The following is a 14,246-nucleotide window of genomic DNA, read 5'->3' as shown; positions in this document are numbered from 1 at the left end:
AACTTCATATTATATAAAGACTATAGCGATGGATGTGACATCGCTATAGTCTTTTTTGTATCTATTTATGGAAAGGTGTACTGCTTTGGTATATAATTAAATAATGTTATTGCAAAGGAGACGCATTATGAAGGACGAGCGATTTATAGTTACCTACCGAATTGAAGCCGACACATATGAAGACGCAAAGTCTATTGCTTGGGCTGTTCAAGTAGAACAAACGATTGAATTTCCTTATGAATTTGTAACTGATCCATATATTAAAAATACAATTACCGGTCGATTGGAATCTCTCGAACCGATGGCGCCAGATTCCGCATATGCAACTGTGGGAGTGATGCCTAATGTAGTGATTGATGCTTCTCGGTATTATCTAGCTCGCATTTCATATCATGTAGATACTACCGCATTAGAAGCAACGCAATTTTTAAATGTTGTATTTGGTAACTCATCGTTACAACCTCATATTTGGGTGGTAGACATAGAACTATGTCCTACATTATTTGACGTATTCAAAGGTCCACGATTTGGATTGCATGGTATTCGTAGATTGGTTGAAACGCCTACAAGACCGATGATTCAAGCTGTAATTAAACCTATGGGAACGCCGAATGAAGAACTAGCTCGCATGTGTGCAGCGTATACGCGTGGTGGTGTCGATGTTATCAAGGATGATCATGGCATTACGAACCAATCCTTTTCGCAGTTTAAGGATCGTGTAAGACGATGTGCTGCTGCGGTGCGTGAGATGAATGAAGCGCATGGAAAACACGCATTATATGCAGCTAATGTGTCTGGTGATGGCACAGACGTATTAGAACGTGCTTATTTCGCTAAAGAGGCGGGTGCTACGGCCCTTATGGTAGCCACAGGTTTAGTGGGCTCTGGTTGGTTACATAAATTGGCTACCGATGAAAAATTGCGCTTGCCGATTATTCACCATCCTGCCTATTCTGGTGGCTTTGTGAGCCCTGGTGTATCCGGCATTGCCGACTATTTACAGTTGGGATTCTTGCCTCGCCTATTTGGCGCTGATATGATGGTTTTTGTATCCTATGGAGGGCGCTTTACTTTTACCCAAGAGCAATGTAAGCGTATTTCCGCGTATATTAAACATCCTGTAGGATTGGTGAAAGCAGGCTGTCCGGCTCCTGGTGGTGGCGTGACTGATGCGCGCCTTACAGAATTAGTCGAGTTGTACGGAAATGATACGATGTTCCTCGTTGGAGGCGATATGTTCCGTCGTGGACCAGATCTTGAGTCGAATATGGCGTATTTTGTTAATCGATTAGAAGAACTGTCACAATTGAAACAATAATAGTTGTGAAAGTTGGACTTTCACTAACGCAATCGTACGGTGATTGAAAGACTTTCACCAATAGAAATAATTAATTATATGGAGTAGTTTAATGAGTGAAACCTCACCTTTAGAGGTCCATGTTCTTGCCAGTGGTAGCAAGGGTAATTGTACAGTTATAAAAAAAGGAAATTCTGTAATATTACATGATGTGGGTATTAGTTGCCGGCGCATCGTTAATGGGCTGAAAGAATTACATATCGATATGAGCCAGGTTGAGGGAATATTTATTAGCCACGAACATACCGACCATATTGCGGGGCTACAACAACTATTAAAGCGTTTTGATATTCCTGTATATACTAAGCAAGGCACGTGGCGTGAAATCCAAGATAAGTTAATCGTTCCAAAACATCAACTGGTGGAATTGACAAAGGGGAGTTTGGAGCTTGGAAATCTTACGGTGGAACCCTTTAGTGTTAGTCATGATGCGGCAGATCCTATAGGCATCAATGTATATTCTGGCAAGGACAAGGCTACGGTTGTCACCGATACAGGTGTGATTACGGACGATATATTGCACCGATTAGATGGCAGCACATTGCTAGTCTTGGAGGCTAACTATGATCCTCAGATGTTGCGTTTTGGACCGTATCAACCGTTTTTAAAGCAACGCGTAGCCAGTGATGAAGGCCATTTGAGCAATGAAATGGCGGCACAGGCCTTACTCATGATGAAACGACCTGATTTTATGCAGGTCATTTTGGCACATCGCTCTGAAAATAATAATAACCCTGTCCTCGTAACGCAGACGATTGGTCAAATGCTCGTCGATGGGGGCGTTAAAATAGGACCGGAAATGAAATTACAGCATGGCCAACCTAACGAAATAGTATCCATGCAGTCTGTTCATAAAAATTAGAGGTACATCTTGTATGAAGTTTCATGTAATCTGTATTGGTAAATTAAAAGAGGCTTACCTTCGAGAAGGTGTGGCCGAATTTGTAAAACGTATGCGCCCCTATGGAGGTGTTACAATTACTGAATTGAATGAAAGTAAAATAGGGGATAAGCCCAGTGATGCGGACCGTAAACAAGTAGTCGTAGAAGAGGGACAACGGTTGTTAAAGGCCGTTCCTAAATCGGCATACACTGTATTGCTAGATGTATATGGTAAAACGATGTCTTCTGAAAATTTGGCCTCTATGGTATCTAAATTAGAGGTGGACGGCATCAGCGATATGGCCTTTATCATAGGCGGTGCCTTTGGCGTTAGTGACGAATTGCGCCGTTCTGTAAAATTTAAGTTATCCTTTAGCCCTATGACCTTTACTCATCAAATGGTTCGATTGTTGTTAGTAGAACAGATTTACCGCAGTGCTAAGATAAATCGCAATGAACCATACCATTGGTGATATACTTAACTAAATATTATTTATATACAATTTTTGAAAAAGGAGTTTTCAACTCTAAGGTCGAATAGTATAATAAAGAGTAAAGTTATATGAAGGAGGAATTCCCTATGAAAATCCAAGACGTAATGAATAAATATCCTGTTACAGTTGGTAAAGATGCTCCTATTTCTGATGTAGCAGACTTATTAGTTAAATATAATTTAACAGCTGTTTCTGTAGTGGATGAAGAAAATAAATTGTTAGGTATTATTTCAGAAGGTGACTTGTTATACAAAAAGGTTCGCCCTCATGTACCTCATTATGTAAATGTTTTGGGCGCTAGTATCTATTACAATGGTATTGGTGAATATAATGCACAATTCAAAAAATTGTTAGCATCCCACGTATATGAATTGATGACTAGCGATGTTATTACTACAACACCTGATAAAGATGTAGAAGAAATCGTATCCGTTATGCTTGATCAACATTTGAAAAATGTCCCTGTTGTAGATAAAGAGTACCGTTTGATTGGTATTTTATCTCGTCGTGATATCATTAAATTGATTGCAAAAGATAACTAATTATTTACATATATGCAATACTAAACAGCCACTCCCTATGAGTGGCTGTTTCCTTATAATGCTAAGAATTGCATTGAATTTTCATTTATGATATTATAAGGAGTGCATAATATACTACAGAAATTTGGGCGTTTGCCCTTCAAGGAGGACATATTTTAATGAAAGCAACTGTAAATCCTGTTGATCAACACGTAGTAACTTTAACTATCGAAGTACCTGCAGCAGAAGTAGACAAAGGTATCAAACAAGCGGTAAAACGCATTGCAAACCAAGTAAACATTCCTGGCTTCCGTAAAGGCCACGCACCTCGTCGTGTATTGGAAATGAACTTTGGTAAAGAAGCTATCTTGGAAGAAGCATTTGACGTATTGGCTAGCCAAAACTATAGTGCTGCTCTTCGTGAAAACGATATCGTTCCTGTATCTGATCCAGAAACAGAACGCGTACAATTCGAAGAAGGTAAAGATTTAATCTTCAAAGTAACTGTAACAAAACGCCCAGAAGTTAATCTTGGCGATTACAAAGGCTTAGAAGCTACAAAACAAGACGCTACTGTAACTGATGAACAAATCGAAGAACAATTGAACAATATTCGTGAACAACAAGCTAAAATGGTTGTTGCTGAAGAAGGCGCTACAATTCAAAAAGACGACTTCGCAGTAATCGATTTCGCTGGTTCTGTTGATGGTAAACCATTTGATGGTGGCGAAGGTAAATCCTACCCATTACAAATTGGTTCCGGTAGCTTCATCCCAGGTTTCGAAGATCAATTGATCGGCGCAAAAGCTGGTGATGATGTAACTGTAAAAGTAACATTCCCAGAAGACTACTTCGTAGCTGAATTAGCTGGTAAAGAAGCAGAATTCAAAACTCATATCCATGATATTAAACGTAAAGAATTGCCTGAATTGAACGATGAATTCGCAAAAGAAGCAAGCTCTTACGAAACCATTGAAGAATTGAAAAACGATCTTCGCGCTAAAATGGAAGAAGAAGCATCCCGTCGTGCCATCGACACTTACAATGCTGATTTGATCCAAGCAGCTGTTAAAAATGCAACTGTAGATATTCCAGAAGTGATGATCAATGATCGTGTAGAACAAATGATTCAAGAATTGGCTATGAACATGGAAGGCCGTGGCTTGAAACTTGATGACTACTTGAAATTCTCCAATAAAACTATCGAAGATTTACGCACTGAATACAAAGATTCCGCAGCTGAAAATGTACGCGCTGATTTAGTATTGGACGCTATTGCAACTGCTGAAGGTATCGAAGTAACTCCAGATGATATGAATCGCGAAATCTTCATTATGGCTCAAAACTTTGGGGCAGATCCTAAAGAAGTTTGGGATATTATTGCAAAAGAAGGTCGTGTAGCTATGTTGGCAGGCTCTGTAGCTCGCAAAAAAGCAGCTCGATTCATCATCGATAATGCAAAAGGTGCAGAAGCAGCAGAATAATGCTTGCTCACTAGGTACATGAAAAGGTGATTATATGTATGTACCAATCGTAGTTGAACAAGGCGAACGTGGTGAACGTTCGTATGATATTTACTCTCGCTTATTAAAGGATCGCATTATCTTTTTAGGTGGACCTATTGATGATAATGTTGCAAATGCGGTGATTGCCCAAATGCTTTTCCTAGAAGCAGAGGATCCAGATAAAGATATTCATCTATATATTAATAGCCCAGGTGGTGTTGTAACTGCTGGTATGGCTATCTATGATACGATGCAATATATTAAACCAGATGTGTCTACCATTTGCGTAGGCTCCGCTGCAAGTATGGGGGCTGTATTATTGACAGCCGGTGCAAAGGGAAAACGCTTTGCATTGCCTCATGCGCGCGTTATGATTCACCAACCATTGGGTGGTGTACAAGGTCAAGCATCTGAAATCGAAATCCATGCCCGTGAAATTCTTCGTATGCGTGAAGAGTTAAATGGTATCCTAGCAGCTCGCAGTGGCCAAGACATTGAAGTGGTAGCACGTGATACGGATCGTGATAACTTCATGAGTGCCCAAGATGCCGTTGAATACGGTTTGATTGACGAGGTGTTAACTCGTGATACTCTAGAAAGCAAGTAATGGAGGCGCTCATTGGCAAAAGATAAAGATACTATGCGTTGTAGCTTTTGCGGACGCACAAGTGATGAAGTAAGAAAACTAGTGGCCGGTCCTAATGTGTACATCTGTGATGAATGCGTAGAAGTTTGTGAACGCATCATTGAAGATGAACTTGGTGACATCGGTACAGAAGACTTTAAATTAAAAGAATTGCCAACGCCAAAAGAAATTAAAGCTCATCTTGATCAATATGTCATTGGTCAAGATGATGCTAAAGTTTCCCTTGCGGTGGCAGTATATAATCACTACAAACGTCTACAAACAGATAATGTGGTAGATGATGTAGAACTACAAAAGTCCAATGTTCTATTTATTGGACCTACAGGTAGTGGTAAAACATTATTGGCTCAAACATTGGCAAAAATGTTAGAGGTTCCATTTGCAATTGCAGATGCAACAAGCTTAACCGAGGCTGGCTATGTAGGGGAAGATGTAGAAAATATTCTATTAAAACTCATTCAAGCCGCCGATTATGATATTGAACGGGCTGAACGCGGTATTATTTACATCGATGAAATCGATAAGATTGCCCGTAAGTCTGAAAATCCTTCCATTACACGTGACGTGTCTGGGGAAGGTGTGCAACAAGCACTTTTAAAAATCTTAGAAGGTACCGTTGCTTCCGTACCACCTCAAGGCGGTCGTAAGCATCCTAATCAAGAAATGTTACAAATCGATACTACTAATATTCTCTTTATTTGTGGTGGCGCATTTGATGGTATGGATAAGGTTATTACAAAACGTACCGCTAAGAAAACATTAGGTTTTGGTGCTGATGTACAACGTGCTGAAGAACGCGATGTATCTGCGATTCTCAAAGAGGTTGTACCTGAAGATTTATTGAAATTTGGTTTGATTCCCGAATTTATTGGTCGTTTGCCTGTTATGGTAACATTAGATCTATTAGATCGGGATGCATTGGTCCAAATTCTTACAAAACCGAAAAATGCATTGACTAAGCAATATGAAAAAATTCTATCCCTTGATGGTGTAGAATTAACATTTGAAGATGATGCATTAGAAGAAATCGCTGATGAAGCATTACAGCGTAAAACTGGTGCTCGTGGTTTGCGTGCCATTATTGAGAAGGTAATGAAGTATGTTATGTATGAAGTTCCATCTATGGATGATGTGGCAAAATGCATAGTTACCAGAGAAGCCGTAAAGGGCACAGGTGAACCTATACTCAAAAATGAGGCAGACAAAGACATCCAGCTGAAATCGTAATTCGAAGAAACTCATTTCTGTGTAGGAATGAGTTTCTTTTCATAATATAAATCCTTGGAGGACATATGAATTTACTCGAAGTAGGTATTCCTACCGTTCCCCTTAGAGGGATGGTTGTATATCCGAATATCGTGATTCACCTCGATATCGGTCGAGACAAATCCATCAAAGCGGTAGAAGCCGCAATGAACGAAGATCGCATTATGGCAGTGGTATCCCAAAAGGATGATTCTGTAGATGCACCTACCGTTCATGATTTAGCCCAAATGGGTACACTTGTAAAAATTAAACAAATGTTGCGCTTACCAGGTGGTATTGTTCGTGTTCTCGTTGAAGGTATTACTCGTATTCGTGTTATGAACATTACGAGCATGGATCCTTATTATGTAGGGGACTATGAACGTGTAGCATCCATTTTCGAAGATGATGTAGAACTTGAGGCATATCGTCGTTTAGTACAGTCTAAATTCAATGAATGGGCTGATGAAGCTAAAACGATCACTGAAGAAGGCATTACACGCGTTATGGAATTGCGTGACCCTTGTGAACTAGCCGATCAAGTAGCATTTATGCTGCCTGTTAATAATGCAAAACGACAAGAGTTACTAGAAGAATTATCTGTTGCAAGACGATTGAACATGATTGTAGGCATTCTTAATATGGAATTACAAATTTCTGATTTGGAAAATTCCATCAACAATCAAGTTCGTCAAGCTATGGAAAAAACACAAAAAGAATATTTCTTGCGTGAAAAAATTCGCGTCATTCATGATGAATTGGGTGATAAAGGCGACCCTGAGGAAGAAGCAGATGAATTAAGAGAACAATTAAAAGTTCTTAATTTGAGCGAAGAGGTTCACAATCGTATCGATAAAGAAATTTCTCGCTATAGCCGCATGCCACAAATGATGCCAGAAGCGACCATTCTTAGAAATTATCTCGACTGGGTGCTAAGTTTACCATGGAACGATGTTACCGATGATCGTCTAGATATCAATGAAGCAAAAGATATTTTAGAGGCTGATCATTATGGCTTAGAAAAGGTTAAGAAACGTATCTTAGAATTCTTGGCAGTTCGCAAATTGACAGGTAAAAATAGCGGTTCCATCCTTTGCTTAGTAGGACCTCCTGGTGTTGGTAAAACATCGTTAGCTTCATCTATTGCTAAAGCGATGAATCGTAAATTCGTACGCGCATCCTTAGGTGGTGTTCGCGATGAAGCTGAAATTCGTGGCCATCGTCGTACATACATTGGCGCATTGCCAGGTCGTATGATTCAGGGCATTAAAAATGCAGGTACACGTAATCCTGTATTCTTGCTTGATGAAATCGATAAATTGGCATCCGATTATAAAGGTGATCCATCTTCTGCATTATTAGAAGTGTTGGATCCGGAACAAAATAGTACATTTAGCGATCATTTTATTGAAATTCCATTTGATTTCTCCGATGTATTCTGGATTACTACGGCGAATGTGGCCTCTAATATTCCAGGCCCATTATTAGACCGTATGGAAATTATTGAGCTTTCAAGCTACATGGAAGATGAAAAATTAGAAATCGCTAAGCGCTATTTAGCACCTAAACAAATCGAAAAGAACGGTTTAAAAGATAATAAGATTAAACTATCTGATGCAGTGTTAAAGAAAATTGTATCCGAATATACTCGTGAAGCTGGCGTTCGTACCTTGGAAAAAACTATCGCTAAAGTATGCCGAAAAATGGCTTACCAAGTGGTAGAACAAGATATTGAAACTCCGAAGGTTTCCGTCAAGAATTTACACGAATACTTAGGCGCACCTATCTTTATCGATCAAGAACGTGAAAAGAAACCTCAAGTGGGCTATGTTAACGGACTTGCTTGGACCTCTGTAGGTGGTGTAGTATTACCTTGTGAAGCGACAACAATGGCAGGGACTGGCAAACTAGCACTAACCGGTAGCCTTGGTAAAGTAATGCAAGAATCCGGTCATGCTGCTATGAGCTATATTCGTCATAATGCAAAATCCTTGAAAATCGATGAAGAATTCTATAAAAAGTTAGATATTCACGTTCATCTTCCAGAAGGGGCAACACCAAAGGATGGTCCTTCAGCAGGGATTACGATGACATTAGCAATGGTATCTGCCTTGACGGGACGTAAGGTGCGCGCTGATCTCGCTATGACTGGTGAAATCACATTGCGTGGCCGCGTATTACCAATTGGCGGTCTTAAAGAGAAATTGTTGGCAGCATTGTTATACGGTGTGAAAGAGGTTTTAATTCCAAAAGGTAATGAAAAGGATATTCCTGAATTACCAGATAGTGTAAAAGAAGGTCTTATCATCACACCTGTTAAGACAATGGATGAAGTTTTAGCAAAGGCACTTGTATAATGCAAAAGAAGAAAAAATCCACAAAACATATGGGGCCAAAACCACAATATACAAGAAAAGAAATTAAGGGGCCTCGCATTATAGCAGCAAAATATAATACATCCTGTGTAAAAGCAGATCAATATCCTGAAGGGGATACGGTAGAAGTAGCCTTTTTAGGACGCTCTAATGTGGGCAAATCCTCATTGATTAATTCCTTATGTAATTATCGTGGCCTTGCTCTTGTGAGTGGACAGCCAGGGAAAACAAAGACGATAAACTATTTTGATATTGAATCAAAAGAGGATATTAGTGAAACTGAAGAACGTCGGTATCACTGGTTCTTAGTTGATTTGCCTGGATATGGTTTTGCAAAAACTAATAAAGATAATCGCAATATGTGGTCATCATTTATATCTGATTATATATTGCATTCTGAACGATTAATGTTATTATGCTTGCTTATCGATGGGCGTCATCCAGAGATGCCTATCGACAAAGTGGCGTTTGATTGGCTCGTTGAGGCCGGTGTGCCTCTTCAAATCGTGGTGACAAAGGTAGATAAGCTCAATGCTAAAGAGAAATCAATAAATTTAGCAAAAGTTAAAGCCATGTATCCAACTGATTCTCCACCGATTATGTATAGCTCATTGAAACATACGGGCCGTGAGTTATTGCAGCAACGAATTAATCAAGTACTAGTAGGGGAGGAAGCATGAGTAATTCAAACCAGTTAGAGATGATGGAACGCATCGCTCTTGATTTAGAGGGTGTTGAACGTGCTCTTGCGTCATCCTTTAACACAGGGTCTGAAGATTTTAATACACTGATTAGACCTTTATCCGAGGCCGGCGGTAAACGTTTGCGCGCGCAATTATGCTTGCTTATTGCCAATGCGGGTACATCGGTAGAGGAAGAGCGTATTAAGATTGCAGAAGCTGTAGAAATGTTACACCTAGCGACGTTGATTCATGATGATGTCTTAGATCAAGCGGAAATACGTCGCGGTGAAGAGACAATTCATAAGCACAAAGGCAATAAGGTTGCCATTTTAAGTGGTGACTATTTATTTGCGAAGGCATTCCGTATCGTATCCGAAATGCCACATATGGAATATTTAAAGATCTTTTCTCATATCATCACCTGTCTTGTGGAAGGTGAATTTATGCAAATGGAAGATGTGTATCGCATTGACCAAGGCATAGATCGATATATGACAAAGACGCAAAAGAAAACAGCCGACTTTATGGAGGGCTGCATGGAACTAGGGGGTCTGTTAGGTGGCTGGTCTAGTGATGAAATTATGTACCTAAAACGATATGGTCATGCGTTGGGGATGGCGTTCCAGATTACCGATGATATTATGGATTATCGCGAAACCTCAGACACGACAGGTAAACCTGTGGGGAATGACCTTCGAGAGGGCTTGTTAACCTATCCATTGCTTAGTATCGTTAATGAAAGCAATCAGAATCAGTTGTTGCAAGATATTAAGAACCTTAATCATGGCGGTAATGAACAAGAGATTATCGATTATGTTATTGCTCAGGGTGGTATAGATAATACATTACGGGTCGCTCAACAATATTGTGATGATGCGTTATCTGCATTACAATCTATACGTGATTTTGATGGCAAAGAGTTTTTAGTATTAGCTGTTCAAAACTTAGCAGATAGAAAGGTATAATATGGAGGCCTTCGAACCTAAAGATTTCGAATATCCCATAAAGAAACCTTCATTTGATAGCGTAGTTCGACAAAAGCGTCGGGAACAAGCACAAAAAGCAGAACAAGAGCAATATGCCGTGGTAAATACTGAACAGAAAGAGGATGCTCCAGAGCCGTTATATACGGAGATGGAACAAAAGATGATGGACGAAGCTGCCAATTTATCGTTGGTAGGTCATCTATCAGAACTTCGTAGACGTATTATAATTATGGTTGTTGCTATTATCATAGGAACGGGCATTGCCTATTATTATGTAGACGTATTATTAGATATTTTATTAGCCCCTGCAGGCAAGTTATATTACATGCGTCCTACAGAAGCCTTCTTTACATATATGAAGGTATCCATCGTAGGCGGCATAATTTTGGCATCGCCTATCATACTGCATCAAATATGGCTCTTTGTGAAACCAGCATTGACAGTTCGCGAGAAACATCTATCAAACTGGATTTTACCAGTAGCCTTTTTGTTGTTTGTAACAGGTATTTTCTTTTCCTATATCTTAGTGTTACCTGCTGCGGTTAAGTTCTTTATGGGCTTTGCCACCGATGAATTGCAACCGATGTTTTCCATTGGTCAATATATGGACTTTGTATTGGCCTTTGTACTACCGTTCGGCTTTATATTCGAACTGCCATTGATTATTATCATTATGGGATATTTTAATTTAATTACATCCCAATTCTTAAAGAAGAAACGCAAAATATTTATTTTGCTTTCCTTTATTATAGGTGCAGTAATTTCACCTACACCGGATATGTTCTCACAAACCATGATTGCATTGCCGATGATATTATTATATGAAACTAGCCTCTTTGTGTTAGCTAAAGTGATGAAACGATAAGTACTTACTTTCAGGAGGAACGATGAAAACCTACGAAAATTTAACCACCTACAATCCTGGTGAAATCGAAAGTAAATGGTATTCCTATTGGGAAAACCAAGGTTACTTTCATGAAGAAGTAGACACTGACAAGGAACCATTTAGCATTGTATTACCACCTCCAAATGTAACAGGTATGTTGCATATGGGGCATGCGCTAGATAATACATTACAAGATATCTTGATTCGTTTTAAACGTATGCAAGGTTACAATGTATTATGGCTGCCTGGTACAGACCATGCTGGTATTGCTACACAAATCAAGGTAGAAGAAATGCTCGCTAAAGAAGAGGGCAAATCTCGCTATGATTTAGGTCGTGAAAAATTCGTAGAACGCGTTTGGAAATGGAAGAAAGAATATGGCGATACCATTGTTAAACAAATTCGCAGCTTAGGTGCATCCTGTGACTGGAGCCGTGAACGTTTTACATTGGATGAAGGATACTATCATGCAGTACGTGAAGTATTTGTAAGCCTTTATGAAAAAGGTTTGATCTATCGTGGTGAACGCATCATCAACTGGTGCCCTCGTTGTGCAACAGCGTTGTCTGATGTAGAGGTAGAACACGAAGATGAGCACGGTCATTTATGGCATATTAAATATCCTGTAAAAGGTGAAGAAGGTCGCTTTGTTATCGTTGCGACAACACGTCCTGAAACAATGTTCGGCGACGTAGCGGTAGCAGTAAATCCTGAAGACGACCGTTATAAAGATTTAATTGGTAAAACATTAATTTTGCCATTTGTTGATCGTGAAATTCCTGTTATTGCTGATGACTATGTAGATGCAAGCTTTGGTACAGGTTGTGTAAAAATTACACCAGCCCATGACCCTAACGACTTTGAAATGGGTCAACGTCACAACTTAGAATCCATCGTTGTTATGAACAATGATGCGACAATGAACGAAGGTGCTGGTAAATTTAACGGCATGACACGCGAAGAAGCGCGTAAACAAGTGGTAGCTGAGCTTGATGAATTAGGATTGCTAGAAAAAATCGAAGATCATGACCATGCGGTTGGCCATTGTTCCCGTTGTAAAACGATTATTGAACCAATGGTTTCTAAACAATGGTTCGTAGATATGAAACCTCTTGCAGAGCCAGCATTGAAGGTTGTAAAAGATGGTGAAGTTCAATTCGTTCCTGAACGTTTTACTAAAACATATGTAAATTGGCTCGAAAACATCCGCGACTGGACGATTTCTCGTCAATTATGGTGGGGTCATCGTATTCCAGCGTGGTATTGTGATGACTGTGGTGAGACGATTGTTAGCCGTGAAGACATTACAGAATGCCCTCATTGTCATGGACATGTAACACAAGATCCAGATGTGCTCGATACATGGTTTAGTTCTGGTTTATGGCCATTTGCTACCATGGGTTGGCCTAAAGATACAGCAGAGCTTAAACAATGGTATCCAACAAGTGTACTCGTAACTGGTTATGATATTATCTTCTTCTGGGTTGCTCGTATGATTTTCATGGCTCTTGAGTTTGAACATGAAATTCCATTCAAACATGTATTTATTCATGGTCTTGTACGTGATAGCCAAGGCCGCAAGATGAGTAAATCCTTAGGCAATGGTATTAATCCATTAGATGTAATCGGCGAATATGGTGCTGATGCATTGCGCTTTACACTTGTAACAGGTAATACACCGGGCAATGATATGCGTTTCTACATGGAACGTGTGGAAGCAAACCGCAACTTTGCAAATAAAATTTGGAATGCTTCTAAATTCGTTCTCATGAATTTGACGAATTATGATGAAAGTTTCGTTCCTACTGAGGCTGATTTAACATTGGCTGACAAATGGATTGTCGAAAAATACAATGAAACCGTAGCAAGTATTACTGCAAATCTTGATAAATTTGAGCTTGGTGAAGCGGCTAGCTCCGTATATGATTTCATTTGGAATACCTATTGCGACTGGTACATTGAACTTGCAAAACCTCGTTTGTATAGCGAGGCTAATGAACGCGATCGTCGTACTGTACAATATTTGCTTGTAACAATCTTGCGTCATATGCTTGAATTGTTGCATCCATTTATGCCATTCGTTACAGAACATATTTGGCAACACTTGCCTCATGAAGGTGAAAGCATTGTGATTGCTAAATGGCCAGAAGCGTTAGCTTTCACAAATCTTACAGAGGCTGCACGTCAAATGGAAATCATGATGGATGCTATTAAAGGTATCCGTAACATGCGCGCTGAAATGAATGTACCTTTGGGCAAAAAAGCCGAAGTTATTGTAGCACCGACTGATGCGTCTATCGCTGAGGCCGTTGCAGAGCATAGCGATTATTTCGTAACACTTGCATGGGCTGAAAAGGTAACTATTCTAGGTGCTGAGGATCCAAAACCTGAAAATGCAACCGTAACTGTTGTAAATGGTATGGAAGTATATCTTCTCTTGAAGGATCTTATCGATGCAGATAAAGAAAAAGAACGTATCGAAAAAGAAAAAGGCCAAATGCAAAAAGAAATTGCACGCTTAGAAGGTAAATTGAGCAATCAAGGTTTCCTTGCAAAAGCACCAGAAGCAGTTGTAGCAAAAGAAAAAGAAAAACTAGAAGAATATAAACAAAAACAACAAGCGTTGTTAGAACGTGAAGAATTCTTAAAAACCTTATAGGAGGTTT

At 39.5% G+C, this 14,246-nt stretch carries 12 protein-coding genes; all 12 read left to right on the top strand.

Going from position 1 to position 14,246, the window contains the following annotated elements; genetic code table 11:
• Nucleotides 1-127 precede the first annotated feature (127 nt).
• The 12 genes from O3598_RS06425 (at nucleotide 128) to O3598_RS06370 (ending at nucleotide 14,239) form a co-directional block, all read left to right on the top strand.
• A complete protein-coding gene (locus O3598_RS06425) occupies nucleotides 128-1,318 on the top strand; it encodes a RuBisCO large subunit C-terminal-like domain-containing protein (protein ID WP_009661556.1) in 1,191 nt (396 codons plus the stop codon).
• A gap of 91 nt (nucleotides 1,319-1,409) precedes the next feature.
• A complete protein-coding gene (locus tag O3598_RS06420; protein ID WP_005380538.1) occupies nucleotides 1,410-2,219 on the top strand; it encodes an MBL fold metallo-hydrolase in 810 nt (269 codons plus the stop codon).
• Nucleotides 2,220-2,232: 13 nt separating this feature from the next.
• Nucleotides 2,233-2,712: a 23S rRNA (pseudouridine(1915)-N(3))-methyltransferase RlmH gene (gene rlmH / locus O3598_RS06415; protein ID WP_005377364.1), complete on the top strand. Its 480-nt coding sequence runs from the start codon at nucleotides 2,233-2,235 to the stop codon at nucleotides 2,710-2,712.
• A gap of 107 nt (nucleotides 2,713-2,819) precedes the next feature.
• Nucleotides 2,820-3,275 (top strand): CBS domain-containing protein, encoded by a 456-nt coding sequence (locus O3598_RS06410; RefSeq protein WP_005377414.1) that lies wholly within the window; start codon nucleotides 2,820-2,822, stop codon nucleotides 3,273-3,275.
• A gap of 158 nt (nucleotides 3,276-3,433) precedes the next feature.
• Nucleotides 3,434-4,738, top strand: a complete 1,305-nt coding sequence (gene tig, locus O3598_RS06405) for a trigger factor (protein ID WP_316111943.1) — start codon at nucleotides 3,434-3,436, stop codon at nucleotides 4,736-4,738.
• Nucleotides 4,739-4,772: 34 nt separating this feature from the next.
• The gene (gene clpP / locus O3598_RS06400; RefSeq protein ID WP_005377316.1) at nucleotides 4,773-5,366 is read left to right on the top strand and encodes an ATP-dependent Clp endopeptidase proteolytic subunit ClpP; all 594 of its coding nucleotides are present in this window, start codon (nucleotides 4,773-4,775) and stop codon (nucleotides 5,364-5,366) included.
• 12 nt (nucleotides 5,367-5,378) lie between these two features.
• Nucleotides 5,379-6,632, top strand: a complete 1,254-nt coding sequence (gene clpX / locus O3598_RS06395) for an ATP-dependent protease ATP-binding subunit ClpX (RefSeq protein ID WP_005377314.1) — start codon at nucleotides 5,379-5,381, stop codon at nucleotides 6,630-6,632.
• 65 nt (nucleotides 6,633-6,697) lie between these two features.
• Nucleotides 6,698-9,007, top strand: coding sequence for an endopeptidase La (gene lon / locus O3598_RS06390; protein ID WP_281741348.1), 2,310 nt, complete (start codon nucleotides 6,698-6,700; stop codon nucleotides 9,005-9,007).
• Nucleotides 9,007-9,705 (top strand): ribosome biogenesis GTP-binding protein YihA/YsxC, encoded by a 699-nt coding sequence (yihA, locus tag O3598_RS06385; RefSeq protein ID WP_009661550.1) that lies wholly within the window; start codon nucleotides 9,007-9,009, stop codon nucleotides 9,703-9,705. Before lon ends, yihA begins: the two co-directional genes overlap by 1 nt.
• Nucleotides 9,702-10,673 (top strand): polyprenyl synthetase family protein, encoded by a 972-nt coding sequence (locus tag O3598_RS06380; RefSeq protein ID WP_119982064.1) that lies wholly within the window; start codon nucleotides 9,702-9,704, stop codon nucleotides 10,671-10,673. The genes yihA and O3598_RS06380 overlap by 4 nt, the downstream gene beginning before the upstream one ends.
• A gap of 1 nt (nucleotide 10,674) precedes the next feature.
• Nucleotides 10,675-11,559, top strand: a complete 885-nt coding sequence (gene tatC, locus O3598_RS06375; RefSeq protein ID WP_005377357.1) for a twin-arginine translocase subunit TatC — start codon at nucleotides 10,675-10,677, stop codon at nucleotides 11,557-11,559.
• A gap of 22 nt (nucleotides 11,560-11,581) precedes the next feature.
• Nucleotides 11,582-14,239 (top strand): valine--tRNA ligase, encoded by a 2,658-nt coding sequence (locus tag O3598_RS06370; protein ID WP_371452177.1) that lies wholly within the window; start codon nucleotides 11,582-11,584, stop codon nucleotides 14,237-14,239.
• Nucleotides 14,240-14,246 lie beyond the last annotated feature (7 nt).

The sequence above is a fragment of the Veillonella atypica genome (assembly GCF_041431435.1).
GTDB classification, from domain to species: domain Bacteria; phylum Bacillota; class Negativicutes; order Veillonellales; family Veillonellaceae; genus Veillonella; species Veillonella atypica.
Note: the sequence above shows the minus strand (reverse complement) of the source record. Positions and strands in the feature narration are given on the sequence as shown.

Bases quoted from the DNA above. Each gene is read 5' to 3' on its own strand.
- O3598_RS06425 (WP_009661556.1), top strand. From the start codon at position 128: ATGAAGGACGAGCGATTTATAGTTACCTACCGAATTGAAGCCGACACA.
- O3598_RS06420 (WP_005380538.1), top strand. From the start codon at position 1,410: ATGAGTGAAACCTCACCTTTAGAGGTCCATGTTCTTGCCAGTGGTAGC.
- rlmH (WP_005377364.1), top strand. From the start codon at position 2,233: ATGAAGTTTCATGTAATCTGTATTGGTAAATTAAAAGAGGCTTACCTT.
- O3598_RS06410 (WP_005377414.1), top strand. From the start codon at position 2,820: ATGAAAATCCAAGACGTAATGAATAAATATCCTGTTACAGTTGGTAAA.
- tig (WP_316111943.1), top strand. From the start codon at position 3,434: ATGAAAGCAACTGTAAATCCTGTTGATCAACACGTAGTAACTTTAACT.
- clpP (WP_005377316.1), top strand. From the start codon at position 4,773: ATGTATGTACCAATCGTAGTTGAACAAGGCGAACGTGGTGAACGTTCG.
- lon (WP_281741348.1), top strand. From the start codon at position 6,698: ATGAATTTACTCGAAGTAGGTATTCCTACCGTTCCCCTTAGAGGGATG.
- yihA (WP_009661550.1), top strand. From the start codon at position 9,007: ATGCAAAAGAAGAAAAAATCCACAAAACATATGGGGCCAAAACCACAA.
- O3598_RS06380 (WP_119982064.1), top strand. From the start codon at position 9,702: ATGAGTAATTCAAACCAGTTAGAGATGATGGAACGCATCGCTCTTGAT.
- tatC (WP_005377357.1), top strand. From the start codon at position 10,675: ATGGAGGCCTTCGAACCTAAAGATTTCGAATATCCCATAAAGAAACCT.
- O3598_RS06370 (WP_371452177.1), top strand. From the start codon at position 11,582: ATGAAAACCTACGAAAATTTAACCACCTACAATCCTGGTGAAATCGAA.